The organism is Bradyrhizobium sp. 159, from assembly GCF_023073795.1.
Taxonomy (GTDB): Bacteria; Pseudomonadota; Alphaproteobacteria; order Rhizobiales; family Xanthobacteraceae; genus Bradyrhizobium.
Map to the genome: position 1 here is coordinate 52,506 of NZ_JADPKE010000043.1, position 18,113 is coordinate 70,618.

Annotated in this window: 19 protein-coding genes and 2 pseudogenes; 7 read left to right on the forward strand and 14 right to left on the reverse strand. The window is 62.9% G+C overall.

The genetic code is table 11. The features are described from left to right. Positions 1 to 15: 15 nt before the first annotated feature. The 8 genes from IVA96_RS11500 to IVA96_RS11535 all read right to left on the reverse strand — a co-directional run bounded on the left by IVA96_RS11500 (position 16) and on the right by IVA96_RS11535 (position 7,703). Positions 16 to 435, reverse strand: a complete 420-nt coding sequence (locus IVA96_RS11500) for a thioesterase family protein (protein WP_247277898.1) — start codon at positions 433 to 435, stop codon at positions 16 to 18. Between the two features lie 10 nt (positions 436 to 445). After that, a complete protein-coding gene (locus tag IVA96_RS11505) occupies positions 446 to 1,207 on the reverse strand; it encodes an SDR family NAD(P)-dependent oxidoreductase (protein ID WP_247277897.1) in 762 nt (253 codons plus the stop codon). Between the two features lie 25 nt (positions 1,208 to 1,232). Then, positions 1,233 to 3,116 carry a feruloyl-CoA synthase gene (locus IVA96_RS11510; RefSeq protein WP_247277896.1) on the reverse strand — a complete coding sequence of 628 codons (1,884 nt, stop codon included), beginning with the start codon at positions 3,114 to 3,116 and terminating at the stop codon, positions 1,233 to 1,235. After that, complete coding sequence (locus IVA96_RS11515; protein WP_247277895.1) at positions 3,113 to 3,922, reverse strand: crotonase/enoyl-CoA hydratase family protein; 810 nt, start codon at positions 3,920 to 3,922, stop codon at positions 3,113 to 3,115. The genes IVA96_RS11510 and IVA96_RS11515 overlap by 4 nt, the downstream gene beginning before the upstream one ends. 236 nt (positions 3,923 to 4,158) lie before the next feature. Next, positions 4,159 to 4,620: a DUF3237 domain-containing protein gene (locus IVA96_RS11520; protein ID WP_247277894.1), complete on the reverse strand. Its 462-nt coding sequence runs from the start codon at positions 4,618 to 4,620 to the stop codon at positions 4,159 to 4,161. 12 nt (positions 4,621 to 4,632) lie between these two features. Beyond that, a complete protein-coding gene (locus tag IVA96_RS11525; protein ID WP_247277893.1) occupies positions 4,633 to 5,952 on the reverse strand; it encodes a TRAP transporter permease in 1,320 nt (439 codons plus the stop codon). Positions 5,953 to 5,954: 2 nt separating this feature from the next. After that, positions 5,955 to 6,464 (reverse strand): TRAP transporter small permease, encoded by a 510-nt coding sequence (locus tag IVA96_RS11530; RefSeq protein WP_247277892.1) that lies wholly within the window; start codon positions 6,462 to 6,464, stop codon positions 5,955 to 5,957. Between the two features lie 222 nt (positions 6,465 to 6,686). After that, positions 6,687 to 7,703: a TRAP transporter substrate-binding protein gene (locus IVA96_RS11535; protein ID WP_247277891.1), complete on the reverse strand. Its 1,017-nt coding sequence runs from the start codon at positions 7,701 to 7,703 to the stop codon at positions 6,687 to 6,689. A gap of 265 nt (positions 7,704 to 7,968) precedes the next feature. On the opposite strand from IVA96_RS11535, the gene pobA reads away from it, so the two are divergent. Both pobA and IVA96_RS11545 read left to right on the forward strand, forming a co-directional pair. Beyond that, entirely contained in the window at positions 7,969 to 9,138 is a 1,170-nt protein-coding gene (gene pobA, locus IVA96_RS11540) for a 4-hydroxybenzoate 3-monooxygenase (protein WP_247277890.1), read from the forward strand. A gap of 245 nt (positions 9,139 to 9,383) precedes the next feature. Continuing rightward, positions 9,384 to 9,797: pseudogene (locus tag IVA96_RS11545) on the forward strand (PaaI family thioesterase); the annotation flags it as partial. A gap of 96 nt (positions 9,798 to 9,893) precedes the next feature. Here IVA96_RS11545 and IVA96_RS11550 read toward each other — a convergent pair. Then, positions 9,894 to 10,778, reverse strand: a complete 885-nt coding sequence (locus IVA96_RS11550; protein ID WP_247277889.1) for a LysR family transcriptional regulator — start codon at positions 10,776 to 10,778, stop codon at positions 9,894 to 9,896. A 121-nt stretch (positions 10,779 to 10,899) separates the two neighbouring features. On the opposite strand from IVA96_RS11550, the gene IVA96_RS11555 reads away from it, so the two are divergent. Then, complete coding sequence (locus IVA96_RS11555) at positions 10,900 to 11,520, forward strand: pyridoxamine 5'-phosphate oxidase family protein (protein ID WP_247277888.1); 621 nt, start codon at positions 10,900 to 10,902, stop codon at positions 11,518 to 11,520. A 400-nt stretch (positions 11,521 to 11,920) separates the two neighbouring features. On the opposite strand, the gene IVA96_RS11560 is transcribed toward IVA96_RS11555, so the two are convergent. From IVA96_RS11560 to IVA96_RS11570, 3 genes are all read right to left on the reverse strand, one after another. After that, positions 11,921 to 12,100 carry a hypothetical protein gene (locus IVA96_RS11560; RefSeq protein ID WP_247417211.1) on the reverse strand — a complete coding sequence of 60 codons (180 nt, stop codon included), beginning with the start codon at positions 12,098 to 12,100 and terminating at the stop codon, positions 11,921 to 11,923. A 162-nt stretch (positions 12,101 to 12,262) separates the two neighbouring features. Further along, complete coding sequence (locus tag IVA96_RS11565; protein WP_247277886.1) at positions 12,263 to 12,736, reverse strand: hypothetical protein; 474 nt, start codon at positions 12,734 to 12,736, stop codon at positions 12,263 to 12,265. An 86-nt stretch (positions 12,737 to 12,822) separates the two neighbouring features. Further along, complete coding sequence (locus IVA96_RS11570; RefSeq protein WP_247277885.1) at positions 12,823 to 13,380, reverse strand: GNAT family N-acetyltransferase; 558 nt, start codon at positions 13,378 to 13,380, stop codon at positions 12,823 to 12,825. A 456-nt stretch (positions 13,381 to 13,836) separates the two neighbouring features. Here IVA96_RS11570 and IVA96_RS35780 point away from each other — a divergent pair, with 456 nt between their 5' ends. From IVA96_RS35780 to IVA96_RS11585, 4 genes and pseudogenes are all read left to right on the forward strand, one after another. Continuing rightward, complete coding sequence (locus tag IVA96_RS35780; protein ID WP_346347896.1) at positions 13,837 to 14,106, forward strand: sigma-70 family RNA polymerase sigma factor; 270 nt, start codon at positions 13,837 to 13,839, stop codon at positions 14,104 to 14,106. 101 nt (positions 14,107 to 14,207) lie between these two features. Then, positions 14,208 to 14,387 carry a sigma factor-like helix-turn-helix DNA-binding protein gene (locus IVA96_RS35785; protein WP_346347897.1) on the forward strand — a complete coding sequence of 60 codons (180 nt, stop codon included), beginning with the start codon at positions 14,208 to 14,210 and terminating at the stop codon, positions 14,385 to 14,387. Then, entirely contained in the window at positions 14,384 to 15,136 is a 753-nt protein-coding gene (locus tag IVA96_RS11580; protein WP_247277884.1) for an anti-sigma factor, read from the forward strand. Before IVA96_RS35785 ends, IVA96_RS11580 begins: the two co-directional genes overlap by 4 nt. A gap of 134 nt (positions 15,137 to 15,270) precedes the next feature. Further along, positions 15,271 to 15,461 (forward strand): annotated as a pseudogene (locus IVA96_RS11585) (pyridoxamine 5'-phosphate oxidase); the annotation flags it as partial. A gap of 150 nt (positions 15,462 to 15,611) precedes the next feature. On the opposite strand, the gene IVA96_RS11590 reads toward IVA96_RS11585, so the two are convergent. Beyond that, entirely contained in the window at positions 15,612 to 16,343 is a 732-nt protein-coding gene (locus tag IVA96_RS11590; protein ID WP_247417215.1) for an ABC transporter ATP-binding protein, read from the reverse strand. Beyond that, positions 16,340 to 18,109, reverse strand: coding sequence for a branched-chain amino acid ABC transporter ATP-binding protein/permease (locus IVA96_RS11595; protein ID WP_247277882.1), 1,770 nt, complete (start codon positions 18,107 to 18,109; stop codon positions 16,340 to 16,342). The genes IVA96_RS11590 and IVA96_RS11595 overlap by 4 nt, the downstream gene beginning before the upstream one ends. Positions 18,110 to 18,113: the final 4 nt, after the last annotated feature.

Genomic DNA, 18,113 nt, shown 5'->3' on the forward strand with positions numbered 1-18,113 from the left:
ATTTAGCTCCGGGCTCTAACTCCCCGTGAATTTGGCAACCATTTCCGCGGGGAACGGTGCCGATTTCAGCTTGTCGGGGTTAACGGGATCGCGGCCGACCAGGACGCGGGTCTCGAATCCCTCGATCGCCAGCGCGTCACCCTTGTAGACGTTGTGCTTCACCTCGAAGCTCGAGCGCTTGATGCTCTCGATTCTGGTCTCGATCGTGATCCAGTCGCCGTAGGTCGAGGGGATGTAAAACTTGGCCCGCGTGTCGACCATGGGAATCCCCACCAAGCCGTATTTGCGGACCAGATCCTGTTTGGAGAATCCAGCGACCTCGAACAGGGTCGACGTCGAATCGTCGAACATCGCGAAATAGCGCGGGTAGTAGACGATATTGGCGGGGTCGCAATCGCCCCACTGGATCTGGACGTCGCGCCTGTTCACGAACATGCGACGCGCCTTATTTCGGCGCCATGCGCAGCGAGCCGTCGAGGCGCACCACTTCGCCGTTCAGATACGCATTCTCGACCATGTGCAGCGCGAGCGCGGCGAACTCGTCGGCGTTGCCGAGCCGGCGAGGGAAGGGGATCGCGGCGGCGAGCGAATCCTGGGCTTCCTGCGGCAGGTTGGCGAGCAGCGGCGTGAGGAACAGGCCCGGCGCGATCGTCAACACGCGGACGCCGAATTGTGCGAGCTCGCGCGCGATCGGCAGCGTCATGCCGACGATGCCGCCCTTCGAGGCCGAATAGGCGGACTGGCCGATCTGGCCGTCATAGGCGGCGACCGAGGCGGTGTTGATGATGACGCCGCGCTCGCCGGTTGCCTGCGGTTCGAGCTTGGACATCTCGGCGGCGGCAAGGCGCAGCATATTGAAGGTGCCGATCAGATTGACCTTGATCACCTTGTCGAAATCGGCGAGCGCCATCGGACCGTCGCGGCCGACCACGCGTTTTGCAACGCCGATGCCGGCGCAATTGACCAGCACGCGGGCCGGGCCGTGGGCCTTGGTCGCCTGCGCGATGGCGGCCTCGGCCGAGGCGGCATCGGAAACATCGCAGGTCACGGCCACGCCCTTGATCTCGGCGGCAACCGTCTCCGCGAGCTTGGCATTGAGGTCGCACACCGCGACCTTGGCGCCCTGCGCCGCCAGTTTTCGCGCGGTCGCCGCGCCCAATCCCGATGCGCCGCCGGTGACGATGGCTGCCTGATCCTTCAACAACATGGCGTTCTCCTATAGAGATGGTTTCTTACCCGACCGATATCACACGGTCCGATGGATTGGCAGCATAGAGCTCGTCGATCAATGCAGCGCGATGCTCCAGCACGGCGCGCTGGTTGATCGAGCCCTTGTCGGTGACCTCGCCCTTGTCGATCGAGAGCGGCGTGTCCATCAGGATCGCGCGCGTGATCCGTGTCGAGGAGCCGGTCGCCGAAGACAGGAAACCCGTCAGGCGTTCGCGGAACGCCTCGCGCACGAGCCGGTCGCGCGCAGCGACGACGAGATCGTCGGCGGGCAGCGTCGGATTGATCAGCCGGCAACCGTCGAGGTCGAGCACCACGAGCGCGGAGATCTCGTCACGGTTGATGCCGGCGATGACGACATCGCGCACCAGCGGCGCGCAGGCCGCAACGAAGCGCGCGCGCAAGGGTCCGACACTGACCCAGGTGCCGCTGGCGAGCTTGAAGTCTTCACTGACGCGCCCGTCGAAGTCGAAGCCGGCGTTGAGATCGTTGGGATCGGCGGGCTTGAGCGCGTCGCCCAGCTTGTAAAATCCTTCCTCGTCGAAGGACTTCGCGCTGATGTCGGGCTGGCGCCAGTAGCCGGGCATCACGTTCGGCCCCTTGGCGCGGACCTCGAGCTTGCCGTTGTTCGGCACCAGTTTTGCGTCATTGCCTGACACCGGGAGCCCGACATGGCCGGAGCGGCTGGTGCGCGGATTGACCGACATGAAGAACGGCGCGGTCTCGGTGGCACCTAAGCCGGTCAGCATCGGCACGCGATAGCCCTTCTCCTTCACCGCGAGCTCGTCGAGGCTGTTCCAGACGAAGGGCGACAGCGCCGCGCCGGAGAAGAACATCGCATGCAGCCGGTCGAAGAACTTTGCGCGCAGGCCCTGGTCGTCGCGCAAATACGGCAGCAGCGATTCGTAGCCTTTGGGTACGTTGAAATAGACCGTCGGCGAAATCTCCTGGAGATTGCGCACCGTTTCCTCGATGCCGCCGGGCACCGGCTTGCCGGCGTCCAGATACATCGAGCCGCCGTTGTAGAGCGTCAGCCCGATATTGTGGTTGCCGCCAAAAGTGTGATTCCAGGGCAGCCAGTCGACGATGACGGGCGGCTCGTCCTTGAGGAAGGCGAGCGTCTCGCGCAGCATCACCTGGTTGGCGCAGATCATGCGCTGGGTGTTGATGACGGCCTTGGGATTGCCGGTCGAGCCCGATGTCAGCAGGAACTTTGCGATCGTGTCGGGGCCGATCCTGCCGTGGACGCCGTCGAGATCGCTGCGGATCGGCGTGGCCATGAGCTCGGCGAGCAGGGTGACGTCGCGGCCCGGCACCTTGCCATAGGACGCGGCGATCTCGGTGCCGAGCGAGACATTGGCGGCGAGCGCACCCGCGAACTTGTCGGCATCCTCCGCGAAGACGAGGCCGGGCGTCAGCAGCTTCATCAGATAGGACAGCTTGCCATAGTCCTTTGACACCAGCGAGTAGGCCGGCGACACCGGGCAGAACGGAATGCCGGCATAGAACGCGCCGAAGGCGAGCAGTGCGTGGTCGATCGAATTGCCGGAGAGAATGACGACCGGCCGCTCCGCCGACAGGCCGCGCGCGATCAGGCTTGATGCGATGTGCCGGCTCGCCGTGAGCAGCTCGGCATAGGTGATCTTGCGCCAGCCGCGGCCGCCTTCGCGCTCGGCCATGAAGACGCGGTCGGGCGTCGTGTTCGCCCAATGATGCAGGCGGTCGGTGATGCGGAGGGGATAGTCGCCGAGCGGCTGCTTTGGCCTGAGATAGATCGTGCCGTCGTCGCGGCGCTCGATATGGACGACGGGATCGCCGAACGAGATGGGCCGCAGCGGGAAAGTGCTCGCGCCGCGCTCCGTGCTGGAAGAGGACGGCTGCGCGCTCATGACTTCGGCTTCACCTTTGCGGTCTTGTGTTCGAGGAACTCGCGGATCCTGCGCTTGGCCTCTTTGTCGCTCTGCGCGACGGTCGCCATCAGCGATTCCATGAGCAGGCCGGTCTGCGGATTGGCCTCCGCGATCATCGGCAGAGCCTGGAGCACGGCAAAATTCGTCAGCGGCGCGTTGGAGGCGACCTTGGTCGCAAGCTCCAACGCCTTGCCGAGCCCGTTACCGGCATCCGTCAGATATTGCGCAAAGCCGTAGGAGGCGCCTTCGGTCGCGCTATAGACCCGGCCGGTCAGCATCATGTCCATCATCCTGGCGACCCCGATCAGCCGCGGCAGGCGCACCGAGCCGCCACCACCGACGAAGATGCCGCGCTGCCCCTCCGGCAGGGCGAAATAGGTCGAGGGCTCGGCGACACGGATGTGCGCGGCGCAGGCGAGCTCCAGCCCGCCGCCGATCACGGCCCCGCTGAGCGCGGCGATCACGGGCACGCGGCTATACTGGATGCGGTCGAACACCCGGTGCCACATCTGGGAATGGAGCAGGCCGCCGGTCGCGTCATGCTCGGTCAGCTCGGACAAATCGAGACCGCTGGAGAAATGGTCACCGATGCCGTGAATGACGACCGCGCCGATGTCGTCGGGCAGGGACGCAAAACACTCGCCGATTTCCAGGATGATGCCGTCATTGAGTGCGTTGCGCTTGGCCGGCCGGTTCAGACCCACGGTCAGAACCCGGTCCGCGCGCTCGATCCTCAACAGCCCGGAGGCGCCCGCCTTAGCGGTCTCGGCGTTTCCCTGTGTCATTTGCGTCCTTGTCAGAATAGTTATGTTGTATAACGAATTTTGGGGGAGTCAAGGCGGGGGCGGTCCAGACGCGCCAGAATGCTGCTTCAAAACGCGACGTCGCCCGGCGAAGGCCGAAACCCATACCCCCAGGGAGCACTTTGGCGAAGACCCCTTGCCCGGTACTCCGGCCGTCTACAATCGATGGATCCGCGGTAGGGGTCCGGGCCTTCGCCAGGAGGACGGCGGGGCGTGTCTTACATCACCTGGTGCACATCAATCACCACGCGGCCGGCATGCCGGGCGGCTGAGGCCACGAAGATATGTTCCATCAGCCAGCGATAGGTCTCGTCGCCGGTCTCGAATCTCGGCACGGTGCGGAAATAGATCAGCTTCGGATCGACCGGCTCGCCGCGCTTGAGCTTTTGCAGCAGCTCCACCGGGCCGAAGCGCATGCCCTTGTTCTCGACATAGACGGTCGCGCCGTCGTCGGTCTGGAAGGCGTATCTGGCTTCGAGGTCGATCAGCTCGTTGGGACGGATGGTCTGGAAGTCCGCGCCGAAGGGGAGCACACGACCGGCGATCGCGCCCGTCACCTCGCCGCCGATGATCGGAATGATGCGTCGCACGCCGATCCCGGTCTCGCCGGCGCTGACGACGTCGCCGATTTTTGCCGTGATGGTGAAGACGTACTTTGTCTCGAGCGTCGGTGTGGTCATCGCGTCACCTCGTCAATGCGCCATCATCCGCGTCGGCAGCCAGGTTGCCAGCAGCGGGAAGGCGATCAGGATCACGAGGCGCACCAAATCCGTCGCCACGAACGGGATCACGCCCTTGAAGATGGTGGAGAAGGAGACGTCTTTCACCACGCTCTTGATGACGAAGACGTTCATGCCGACCGGCGGGTGGATCAGGCCAAGCTCGACGGTCATGACGATGATGACGCCGAACCAGATCGGGTCGAAACCGAGATGCGTGATCACGGGGAAGATGATCGGCACGGTGAGGATGATCATCGCCATGGCGTCCATCAGGCAGCCGAGCACCAGATACATCACCATGATCAGCGCCAGCACGCCGTAGGGACCGAGGCCGAGCCCGGTGAGGAATTCCGTGACCTTCTGCGGCGTCTGCGTCACCGTCAGGAAGTAGCCGAAGATCAGCGCGCCGATCAGCACCGTGAACACCGCGGCCGCGGTGCGCGTCGCCTGCAGCAGCGAGGCCAGCACCTTCTCGCGGTCGAGCCGGCCCGTCAGCACGCCGATGATGAAGGCGCCGGTGGCGCCGACGCCGCCGGCTTCCGTCGGGGTGAAGCGCGGCAGGAACGGCAGGCCGTACAGGCCGCCGATGACAAACACGAACAGCAGCACCGGCGCCCAGATGTCCTTCAACCCGGCAAAGCGTTCGCGCCACGGCAGCACCTTGCCCTTGGGCAGGAAGTCGGGCCTGACATAGCCGATCAGGCCGATCGTGATCATGTACATGGTCATCGCGAGCAGACCCGGGATGATGCCGGCGATGAAGAGCTTGCCGATGTCCTGCTCGGTGATGATGCCGTAGACCGCGAGCACGGTGGAGGGCGGCAACATCGCACCTAACGTGCCGCCGGCTGCGATCACGCCGGTGGCAAAGGACTGTGGATAGCCGAAGCGGCGCATCTCCGGATAGGCGACGGCGGAGAAGGTCGCGGCGGTCGCGACCGAGGAGCCGCAGATCGCGGCAAAGCCGCCGCAGGCACCGACGGTGGCGATGCCGAGCCCGCCGCGCAGATGCCCGACGAAGCCGTTGGCGGCGCGGAACAGCTCGCGGCTCATGCCGGAATTGCTGACAAAGGAGCCCATCAGCAGGAACATCGGGATGACGCCGAAGGTGTAGTCGGTGACCGTGCGCATCGAGGTCTGGCCAACCAGCTTTAGCGCGGGCGTCGCGCCGACCAGATAGGAGAAACCGGAGACGCCGACGAGGCCCATGGCCATGCCGACGGGCACGCGCAGCAGCATCAGGACAAACAGGGAAACGAAGCCGATTACGGCGACGGCATCGGTGCTCATGATCACTCCGTCGCCTTGATTTTGGGATCGTGCATCTCTTCGGGATGGAAGATCAGCCGGTAGGTGCGAATCGCGATCAGCAGCACGGCGGAGACGTCGCCGATCCATGCGATCGCGAAGAATGGCCAGGTCGGCATGTGCATGTCGAAAGTCTGGACGTTGTCGTTGTAGGTGCCGCGCACCTTGTCGAACAGCGTCCAGGTCTGCACCGTCACGACGAACAGCAGCACCAGCGTTGCGAACACGTCGATCCAGCGCTGATAGCGCGGCCCGACATTGCCCCAGACCAGGTCGACCGTGATGTGGGTGCCGCGATAGGAGGTCGCCGCGATGCCCCAGAAGATCAGGATGCCGAGCAGCATGCGGCCGATATCAAAACTGTCGGGGATCGAATAGTTCAGCGTGTTCCGCAGCAGCACCGACAGGAAGATGTCGAGTGCGACGAGGCCGACAAAGCCTGCCGCGATCCATTCGATCGAGTCGATAAAGCGATCCATCCAGGCGCGCTTCACGGGTGTGTCCTGTCGTGTGCTGTCATCATTTGATCTCGGTGTAGCCGAACTTCACCTCGCCCCGATCGCGGGGAGAGGTCGAATTCGAGCGCAGCTCGAATTCGGGTGAGGGGGAACTCTCCGCGAGTCCATCTGTCACCATCTTTGCGGAAGCAGCCCCTCACCCCAATGCTCTCCCTGTTAGAACGGAGAGAGGGGGTGGATAGAGCGCGCCGCGAAGCACTACTCCGCCAGCGCGTTGTACTTCTTCAGGGATGCCTTCAGATCCGCAAGGGCTGCATCCGGATCGGCGCCGGCCTTCTTGGCGCCGTCGCTCCAGGTCTTCACCAGCGGTTCGGCGGCCTTCTTCCAGGCCGCGGTCTGCTCGCCCGTGAGCTTGTAGACCTCGTGGCTCGATTCCGCCTTCACCTTGTCGATGCCGGCGTCCTCGAACTTGCCCCAGTGCTCGCCGACCGCGCCTGCCATTTCGACCGTGCAATTCTTGTCGATCGCGGCCTTCTGCTTGTCGGACATGGCATTGTACTTGTCCTTATTGATCACGAACACGAAGGTCGTGGTGTAGAGCGGCGCCTCCATGTCGTATTTGGTCACCTTGTCGATGCCGAACAGCACCAGGGAGCCCCAGGGGAAGGTGACGCCGTCAGCGACGCCGCGCTCGATGATGTCGCGCACTTCGGGTGCGGAGGACTGCACATTGGTGCCGCCGAGCGAAGTGACGAAATTCGCCATGGTAGCGTGGGCTGGACGGATCTTCAGGCCCTTCACGTCATCGGGAACCACGATCTTCTTGGTGCGGGAGTGGAATGAGGAGGGCGAGTGGACGAAGGCGAGACAATACTTGACGTCCTTCATCTCTTTCTCGGCATATTTGCGGTACCAGGCATCCAGCCCCATCGAGCCGCCCTTGGCGTCCGAGATCAGGAACGGCAGCTCGCCGGCGCCGATAATTGGGAAGCGGCCGGGCTGGTACCCCGGATTGACATAGGTGACGTCGGCGATGCCGTCGCGCGCCATGTCGTAATGGTCGAAGGCTTTGCCGAGCTGCTGGGCCGGAAACACCTTGCCCTTGATGGTGCCGCCGGAGTCCTTCTCGACCGCGGCCGCCCAGTCTTCCAGCGATTTCTGTAGGGGATGCGAGGCCGGCACCCAGTGCGAGATCTTCAAATCGAAGGTCTTGTCCTGCGCGAGCGCAGGCGTCACGCTTGCTGCCAGCAGCAACGCCAGACAGGCTTTCCTCATCACGCGTCTCTCCCTGTTTTCGACGGCGGGCTTCGATGGCCCCGGTCTCATTAATTAACATGTTATCTAATTGGCCGGCGTGTTCAAGCCGGAACTGACGCATGCCTCGCCGCGCCATCTACGGCAGCCATGTTGCATAGATTTGCCGCGCTGCGGCGACGACCGCTCCCCTTTTGCTCAACGATTATATGATATAATTATCGTCAGCCGGCCGGCGCGACAAGCAGGCCGCGACGAAAGCCTACAGCATCGGAAGGAGCAAGTATTGCGGACAAAAGTCGCAATCATCGGGGCAGGACCGGCCGGATTGTTGCTTGGGCAACTGCTGCACACATATGGCATCGACAATGTCATTCTGGAACGGCAGAGCCCAGATTATGTGCTCGGCCGCATCCGCGCCGGCCTGCTGGAGGAGGGCACCGTTGCGCTGCTCAACCAGATCGGCGCCGGATCGCGGGCACATGCTGAAGGCCTGGTGCATGAGGGCATCGAGCTCGCCTTCTCCGGCCGCCGTCACCGCATCGACATGAAGGCCGCGACTGGCAAGACGGTGATGATCTACGGCCAGACCGAGGTCACGCTCGACCTGATGAATGCGCGCAAGGCTGCAGGTCTCATTTCGGTGTACGAGGCCAGGGACGTGCAGCCGCATGATTTCGACGGTGCTCACCCGCGCGTCACCTATGTCAAGGACGGCATCACCCACACGATCGAATGCGATTTTATCGCCGGCTGCGACGGCTTTCACGGCGTCAGCCGCGCCAGTGTCCCAGCCACGGCGGTCGAGGAATTCGAGCGGGTCTATCCGTTCGGCTGGCTCGGCATTTTGTCCGAAACGCCCCCGGTCAGCCACGAGCTGATCTATTCCAATCACGCGCGCGGCTTTGCGCTGTGCACCATGCGCTCGACCAAGCGCAGCCGCTACTATGTGCAGTGCTCGCTCGAAGACCATGTCGACCAATGGCCGGACGAGCGTTTCTGGGACGAATTGAAGCGCCGGCTCGACCAGGAGGCGGCCGACCGCCTCGTCACCGGTCCTTCGATCGAGAAGAGCATCGCGCCCCTGCGCAGCTTCGTCGCCGAGCCGATGCGCTTTGGCCGCATGTTCTTGTGCGGCGATGCCGCGCACATCGTGCCGCCGACCGGGGCCAAGGGGCTGAACCTCGCCGCGAGCGACGCGCATTACCTGTCGAGCGCGCTGCGCGAATTCTATGACGAGAAATCCAGCGCCGGGATCGACGCCTATTCCGCCAAGGCGCTGGCGCGGGTCTGGAAGGCCGTGCGCTTCTCCTGGTGGATGACCTCGATGCTGCACAAATTCCCTGACACCGGCACCATCGGCGCTCGAATCCAGCTCGCCGAGCTCGATTACGTCACGCACTCGCAGGCCGCGATGACGTCGCTGTCGGAGAATTATGTGGGGCTGCCGTTCTAGGACGGTGCGTCCACATCGTCATTGCGCGCCAACGGGTCCGCGCGAAGCGCGGCCCGATGACAGGCTCCGCGAAGCAATCCAGAAATCTCCGCGGAGACAGTCTGGATTGCTTCGTCGCAAGGGCTCCTCGCAATGACGGCGGGATCGTTTCAAACGCCCGCGCAAATCCCGTTTAAAACTTTGTAGGTGATGCGTTCGTCACGTCCATCGCGTTCAATGCCAACGATCAGCAACGCGAGACAGCCATGACCGCACCCGATATCCCCGCTGGCTTCGAGCCGCTCTTTCGCAAGAGCCCTCTCACCGAGCCCTGGGAGCCGCTCTACGCGAAGAAGACCGACAAGGCCGTCATCATCGGCCTGCGGCTGGCGAAGCCGCACACCAACGGCCGCGGCCTGATCCATGGCGGCCTCATCACCGCGCTCGCTGACAATGCTATGGGCTATAGCTGCGCGCAGGCGACAGGCTGGACCACGTCGTTCGTGACGGTCTCGCTCTCGGTCGATTTCGTCGGCTCCGCCGAGATCGGCCATTGGTGTTCGATCGAGAGCGACGTGATCAAGACCGGCAAGACGATCTGCTTCGCACAGTGCCTGATCAAGGCCGACGATACCGTGATCGCGCGGGCGAGCGGGACGTTCCGCGTGGTGCCGAAGAGGGATGACCGTCATTCCGGGGCTCGCGAAGCGAGAACCCGGAATCTCGAGATTCCGGGTTCGGTCCCGCGGACCGCCCCGGAATGACAGTCATCATCATCATCCGAACCTCCATTGCGTCGTCTCCACTACGAGATCGATGAAGGCGCGCACCTTGGCCGAGAGCAGGCGCGAGGTCGGATAGACGATGTGGATCGGCAGTGCCGGCTGCTCATATTTCGCCAGCACGATTTTGAGCCGCTCGCGCTTCAGTCCTTCGGCGGCCTGATAGGCCAGCACCCGCGTCAGGCCGCCGCCGGCCTCGGCATATTGCAGCGCCGCGTCGGCGCTGTTGCTGATAAAGCGGGGGGCCGGCGTCACCTCGATGTCGCGGCCGTCGCGTAGGAAGCGCCATGCGGACCAAGGGCCGAACTGGATGGTCTGGTGCGAGACGAGGGCCTCCGGCGTCCTGGGTTCGCCGTGACGTTTGAGATAGCCGGGTGCGGCCACCACGATCCGCCGCATCTCGCCGACGTGGCGCGCGACGAGTGAAGAGTCTGCGAGATGGCCGATGCGGACGGCGGCATCGATGGCGTCTTCCACGAGATTGACGAGGTTGTCGGACAGCCGCAATTCGGCTGTGACTTCGGGATAGCGCTTGAGGTAGGCGGTCATTACCGGTCCGACATGAAGCCGGCCAAAGCCGACCGGCGCCGACACCACGAGACGTCCGCTCGGTCGGCTGCGCTCTTGCCGCGCCGAGCCGTCGGCCTCCTCGACGTCGGCGAGGATGCGGCGGGCGCGCTCGAGATAGCGGGTGCCGACGTCGGTCAGCGTCACCTGTCGCGTGGTCCGCTGCAACAGTCGCGCACCGAGATGTTCCTCCAGCGCAGCGATCAGCCGGGTCACTGCCGAGGGCGATAGGCGCAGCTTGCGCGCCGCCGGCGCGAAGCCGCGCAAATCGGCGACGGTGACGAAGACGTGCATGGCTTCCAAGCGATCCATGGCATTATTGCATATATTGCAACGGTGAAGTGTCAAGCGGCCAGATTGTTCTGGGCGTTGGCAAGTCCATCTTAGCTGGCGAAAGACGGAAGAATGCGCCGGAATTTCAGGAGACGTTCCGATGACAGCAGCCCACACCTATGCCAGCGACGTCGCCTTTTCGCCGGCGGTGAAGGCGATTCAGGCGCGCAAGGGCTCGCGAGAGGCCTATGCCCGCGCCGAGCAGCGCGGCTGGCGCACCGAGGTCGACGACAACCTCGCGGCGTTCCTCACTGAGGCCAACAGCTTTTACTTCGCCACTGCCTCGGCGGACGGCCAGCCCTACATCCAGCACCGCGGCGGCCCGAAGGGATTTCTCAAGGTGCTCGACAAGCAGACGCTCGCCTTCACCGACTATGCCGGCAACCAGCAGTTCATCACCCAGGGTAATCTCTCGGAGAATCCCAAGGCCTACATCTTCATGATGGACTACGCCCATCGCCGCCGGGTGAAGATCTGGGGTGAGGCGCGCGTCGTCGAGGACGACGAGGCGCTGATCGCGTCGCTGATGCCGAAGGGCTATCGCGCGCGGCCGGAGCAGGTGATCCTGTTCAAGATCGCGGCGTGGGACACCAACTGCCCGCAGCACATCCCGCAGAAGTTCGATGCGGCGGATGTGGCCGCTGCGCTGGCGGCGAGGGACGCGAGGATTGCGGAGCTGGAAGCGGAGGTTGCGGCGTTGAAGAGCGAGAAGGCGAGCTGAGCTTTTCGCCTGTCCTCGCTTGCCGGGAGAAGGGGGTGCTCCGCGATTGCAACTCGCAGTGATTTTGCGGAGCCAGCGCCGCAGCTATACAGGGCGTGCATATGCAGTGCACGATTCTGGTGGAGGAGTACCGACAGGCGACGATCGGGGAGTATTCGTCGCTCGTGAAGCAAACGGCGAGGCGCGAGTCCAACGTGCAAGCACATACACTGGCCATGTGCATCAAATGCGCGAAATTGCCAGGAGGCGATGTTCTTATTCGAGCTCAAGCAGGAGTTTTTATCGCGCGGACTGGGACCGCCAAGAGTGCTTTCAAGGCGCGCTCCTGCTTGACCATTTGCATGTTTGAGCTTCCCCAGCCAAAGCTCCAATCGATCGACCGCGAGCTCGATGATTCAATTCATGGCATTACTGCCGCCGCCACAAGATCGCCGCTGGTCAGACCTGGACTTTCTGCGGCGAGGTAAATCGCAGCGAGCGCAAGCACCGCGAACGCGGCATATCCAAGCAGGATCAATCCATCGTAACTGCGAGCCGTTAAATCGGAGGAAGTGTTTTGGATGCGATCTGCTATCGTCATGTCAATTACTCCCCGTTGAGAAACACAGTGGTCGCATGCCGAATGGAGCAGCGATGTGGGTTCGCGCGGAACGCTGGTTCGAAGTTTAGCGCGCGACTTCAATTCAATCCGCCAAATCGCACGATGCGGATGTGCTGTCCTGGCGAATTAAGTTGCATGACTTCAGTGTCCGTGGGTCCAGGCAGAAGGTATCCTACGCCGATGAGAGCGAACAGAACGGCGGAGTAGGCCAACGACCAGCCAATCTGCCATCTCCGCCAAAATCTGCGGTCCTTGGGACTTAGCTCGTAGAGGTACTTTCTCCGTTGAGGCTCCAAATATTCTCTCATTTGACGCTCCATCATCGGCCCCCGTCTTGCGGATCCCTGCTCGCCTCCACATCGTCAGACCGACAATGGTCAGACATCCGAGCGTGTTAAGCGCGAAAATGGTCGCCATCGCAGCGTCATGCGAGACGATCATGGCGTAGCTTACAGTCGCTATATTTGCGGCGGAGAACAGCAGCCAGGTAAAGACTGAAACTGCCTCGGCGCCATTGCTGTCGCGGTGGACGCGCACGATCTGGGGAAAATAGCCCAACAGTCTCGCTGTGTTCAAAAATGCGAATGCGCCAAACGAGTAATCTGCCAAAGTCATGTCTGCACTCCAAATATCCGAGTATCCTGCGCTTTTCTGTGAACCAGCTCATAAGGCTCGGGAGCAGAAGAGGCCAAATTTGTCCTTCACGTAGCTCTTCGAATTGCCGGCAAATCATCGGCAATGGGAGTTCCCAAATGTCTTGCGATCGTTGGCCTCTGCGCAAGATCGATCCGGGCACGGAATGTGCCAAAGGCAAGATCGATCCTGGCTCCCGCCCTTTGCACAAGTCTTCGCATCGGCCAGTTGTCGCTCGCGTAGATAAGATCAACGCTTCGAGCATCCATATTCAAGGCGTGAAGCATCGACGCATTCAGCAGGCGCCTGCCCATTCCACGCCGACGCGATCCTCGCTCTACCACCATCAGAAGCTCCATCACGTCGGAGCCGCCGCGCCGATAGAGCTCCAGCATCCCGCGAAGCCTCTGTTCGGAGAAGATTCCGAGCATGAGCGCAGCATTGTCGAGTGCGCTGATCGCATGAAGATCAAGCACCGCGTCAGAGACCGGCACGCCAAACCGGCGGCAGCGGGTCTCAGCATCGAGCGTGGACAAGAATGCCTGCACCAATGGAAGCTGCCGAATGTCGAGCTGACAGATGTCAGGATCATAGTGTTGGGGGTTGGACCACAACAGCACGTCCATGTCTGCTCGCGCGATTCCTCTAATCGCCGCCATTGGTGCCCCTTTGAGCGAATGCTGGAATTGCCCAAGTGTACCGATGTTCAGTTAACTTGGCCCGGTGCGGAAAAATTCCCGGTGGCCACCAGAAATCTTTTTCGCCGGGGCTTGGGAATAAACAACGGCGTCTTCGAGTCCAGTTGTGCCGTTAGATTCAAGTGCCGGGTAGGCCGTTCGTCGCGATTCAGGCAAGCGCCCGTTTTTGTCCAGCAAGAGCCCTGCAGCGGTGAGATGCGGCAATCTGCTTGCGACGCCTCATTTGCAGCGGAATAGTCCATTCGAATGAGGTTGGCTGCCGCTGCGGCCGGTACTCCGAGTTGCGAGGCTGCTTGTCCTTTGAAGAACGCTACAGCGAGCGTCCCCTTATTTTTCTGCAGACCGGGAATAATTGGTTCCATATTTGAGTTGATTAGGCAGGGGATGAGCTTGAACCCCAACGACGACAGGAAGAAATTCGCGACTGTCGTAGCGCCCTATCTCGCCGACGCGCATGCGTTTGCGCGCTGGCTCACGCATAACCGTGCAGATGCCGAGGACGTCGTCCAGGAGGCGTGCATCAGGGCGTTTCGCGCATTACCGCGGTTTTCGGGACCGAATGCACGCGCCTGGCTGCTGACGATAGTGAGGAATACTGCCTTCACCTTACTCAGGAAAAAAAGGCCGCGGCTTTGGTCAGCCTTGACGAACTGAGCGAGGGTGATCGCTCCATTGCCGAGCGGGGAGGTGAACTGGATGCGTCAGGATCACCGGAAGCAGCGCTTATTGCCGCGGCCGAGGCGGCGAAACTTGAAATGTTCATCGCGGCCCTGCCGCCGGAATTCAGGGAAGTACTGGTCTTGCGAGATATCCAGGGGCTCGAATATCGCGACATCGCTGACATCACGGGTAGTCCGATCGGAACCGTGATGTCGAGGCTTGCGCGAGCCCGCCAGAAGCTGATTGCAGGAATGAAGGAGGAGAGATGCTCATGACACTCTCCGACGACAATGACGTGCATCTCATTCACGCCTATCTCGACGGAGAACTCGACGTCACCGCCGCGCTCACAGTCGAGCGCAAGATCGCAAGCGACCCCGACTTGCGGAAGCTCGCAGATGAAGTTGGTGCCTTGAAGAAAGTGCTTGCCGAGAAATTCCCGCCGGAGCCGCTTCCGCCGCGGCTCCGATCGCGGCTCGAGGCCACCTTTGGGCTCCAAACGAGACAACGAACGCCCAGTTGGGCCAAGATGGCAGCCTCGATCTTGGTCGTAGCTGCCCTGTCAAGCACCTTGACGGGAATCGCACTCCGCGGGACCGCGCAGCGGGATATCGTCGTAGCCGAACTCTTCGACGGCCATCTCCGCTCGCTAATGGCAGCACGGCCCACCGATGTCGTTTCCTCGGACAAGCACACCGTCAAGCCCTGGTTCAACGGTCGGATCACGGAATCGCCAACGGTCGTTGATCTTGCTGCTCAAGGCTTCGAACTTCTCGGCGGACGCGTTGATGTCGTCGGCAGGACTCCGCTGTCGACCCTGGTATATCGCAGACGCGAGCACGTGATCAGTCTGACCGAAATCTCCGTGCATCATCACCTGGACGTGCCCTTCGAGTTGCGCACTGAGAATGGCTTCAATATGGTCAGATGGTCAGACCGTGAGCGATCCTACATCGCAATTTCAGATCTGAACGTGAAGGAACTCGAAGCATTTGTGAAGATGTTCCGAGGTAGTGCCAGCTAGTATCAAGCTGACCTGCGTGAACAAGCCTCATCGGACGTGGCAGTCAGCCGAAGGAGCCGCGGATGTCGTCGCTACGCCGGCAAAAACGCCGTGGGCTAAATCGGTACGAGAAATTGGGCGAGGAGCTATATGCGAAGGGGTACCGCGCGCGGCCCGAGCAGGTGATCCTGTTCAAGATCGCGGCGTGGACGCCAACTGCCCGCAGCACATCCTGCAGAAATTCGATGCCGCGGATGTGGCCGCTGCGCTGGCGGCGAGGGATGCGAGAATCGCGGAGCTGGAGGCGGAAGTCGCGGCGCTGAAAGAGAAGGCGGCGGGCCGTTAGGCACGGATTTCGCAGCACCCTCCGCCGTCATGCCCACGAAGGCGGGGCATCCAGTACGCCGCGGCCCCTCGGTTCAATCACAACCGTCTCGGTACTGGATCGCCTGCCTTCGCGGGCGATGACAAGGGGGGCCGCCGAAGCCCCTCGAATCTACAACGCACTCTCGCCTTCGTGCTGGAAGCCGAGATAGCTGGCCGCGACGCGCTCGTTTGCCGCGATGTCGCTGGCCTTGCCGCTGAGCGCGAACTCGCCGAGCTCCATCACATAAGCCTGGTCCGCGATCTTCAGGGCGGCCTGCGCGTTCTGCTCGACCAGCAGGACGGAGACGCCGCTGGCGCGGAGCTCGGTGACGATGCGGAAAATGTCGGCGACGATGATCGGGGCGAGGCCGAGGCTCGGCTCGTCCAGCATCAGGAGCTTCGGCTCGCCCATTAGCGCACGGCCCATCGCGAGCATCTGTTGCTCGCCGCCGGAGAGCGTGCCGGCGAGCTGCTTGCGCCGCTCCTTCAACCGCGGAAACAGCGCGTAGACCCGCTCCATCGAGGCTTTCGCCCTGCGTCGCTCGATGCGGAAGGCGCCCAGCTCGAGATTGTCCTCGACATTCATGGTCACGAACAATTCGCGGTGCTCGGGAACGAGGCCGAGGCCCGTCGCGACGCGGTCCTCGATATCGAGCTGCGCCAGATCCTGGCCCGCAAAGGCGACTCGGCCCTTGAGCGGCAAAATGCCCATAATGGCCAAGAGCAGCGTGGTCTTGCCGGCGCCGTTGGCGCCGACGATGGTGACGATCTGGTTGGCCCCAACCTCGAGCGAGACCGAGCGCACGGCCTCGACCTTGCCATAGGCGACATGTGCGTCGGTGACGGACAACAGCGCGCTCATGCCGCCACTCCGAGATAGGCCTTGATCACTTCGGGATCGCTCTTGATCGTCGCGGGTGTTCCCTCTGCGATCTTGGTGCCGAAATCAAGCACCACGATGCGGTCGGCGAGGTTCATCACGAAACCCATGTCGTGCTCGACCAGCAGCACGCTCATGCCGCCGTCGCGCAAGTCGCGCAGCAGGGTCGCGAGCCGTTGCTTCTCCATATGGCGCAGGCCGGCGGCGGGCTCGTCGAGCAGCAACAGCATCGGATCGACGCAGAGCGCGCGGGCGATCTCGACGATGCGCTGCTGTCCCAGCGACAGCGAGCCTGCAAGCTGGTGCATCTGCTCGGCAAGGCCGACACGCTCGATCTGGCGGGCGGCCTCGGCAAGCAGCTTGGCCTCGTCGGCACGGTCGAGCCGCAGCATCGAGGCGATCGGCCCCGAATGGCCGCGCAGATGCGCGCCGATCGCGACGTTCTCCAGCACCGTCATGTCGGGGACGAGCTTGACGTGCTGGAAGGTGCGGGAGATGCCGAGCTTGACGATCTCCTGCGGCGGCGCCTTGTCGACCTTGTTGCCGAGCACCGAGATCGAGCCCGAGGTCGCCGACAGCACGCCGGTGATCAGGTTGAACGTCGTGCTCTTGCCGGCGCCGTTCGGGCCGATCAGCGCGACGATCTCGCGGGCCTGGACGTCGAAGGAGACGTTGTTGACGGCGGCTACGCCGCCGAACTGTTTTCGCGCTTTTTCGACCTGGAGCAGAATGCCGGATGGGCCCGCAGCGCGAGTGCGTGATTCGAGCTTCAACGAGGTATCAGGCTTCCCGCCGCTGGTGCGCTCGGGCATGAACGACATGAACCAGGGCCAGAGGCCGCCGGGCGCGAGCTGCAGCAGCGCCACCAGCATGATGCCGAACACGATGGTCTCGACCTGGCCGGAGCCGGGCAGGATCAGCGGCAGATAGCTTTGCAGCACCTCCTTCAGCACCACGACGATCGCCGCGCCGAGCACACCGCCCCAGACATAGCCGGCGCCGCCGACGACCGCGATGAAGAGATATTCGATGCCGGCCTGGGCGCCGAACGGCGTCGGGTTCACCGCGCGCTGAAGATGCGCGTAGAGCCAGCCGGAGAGGCCGGCCAGCACCGCGGCATGGATGAACACCAGCAGCTTGGCGCGCGGCGTGTGCACGCCGAAGGCTTCCGCCGCGACATGGCCGCGCCGGAGCGCGCGGATGGCGCGGCCGGTGCGTGAGTCCAAGAGGTTCATCGTCAGCAGGGCCGAGACGATGACGGCGACCCAGATCGCGTAATAGATCGACCCGGGAGAGAGCATTTTGAACGCGCCGATCGACAGCGGTGGGATCGCCGAGATGCCGTCGTTGCGGCCGAGAAACTCCAGCTTGCTGAAGAGGTAGAACAGGCCGAGTCCCCAGGCGAGCGTGCCGAGCGGCAGGTAATGACCGGAGAGGCGGACGGTGATCAGCCCGAGCAGCACCGCGAGCGATCCGCTGACCACGAGCGACAACGGCAGCGTCAGCCAGGGCGACAGGCCGTAGCTCGTCGACAGCACCGCGGTGGTGTAGGCGCCGAAGCCGACGAACGCCGCTTGCCCGAACGAGGTCAGACCGCCGACGCCGGTCAGCAGCACGAGGCCCATCGCGACGAGGGCGGCAAGGCCGATATTGTCGAGCAGCACGATCCAGAACGGCGGCATGCCGGGCACAAACGGGATCGCCGCCATGACAAGCGCGAAGATGAGGATGGAAAGCCGGCTCTGCATCGCG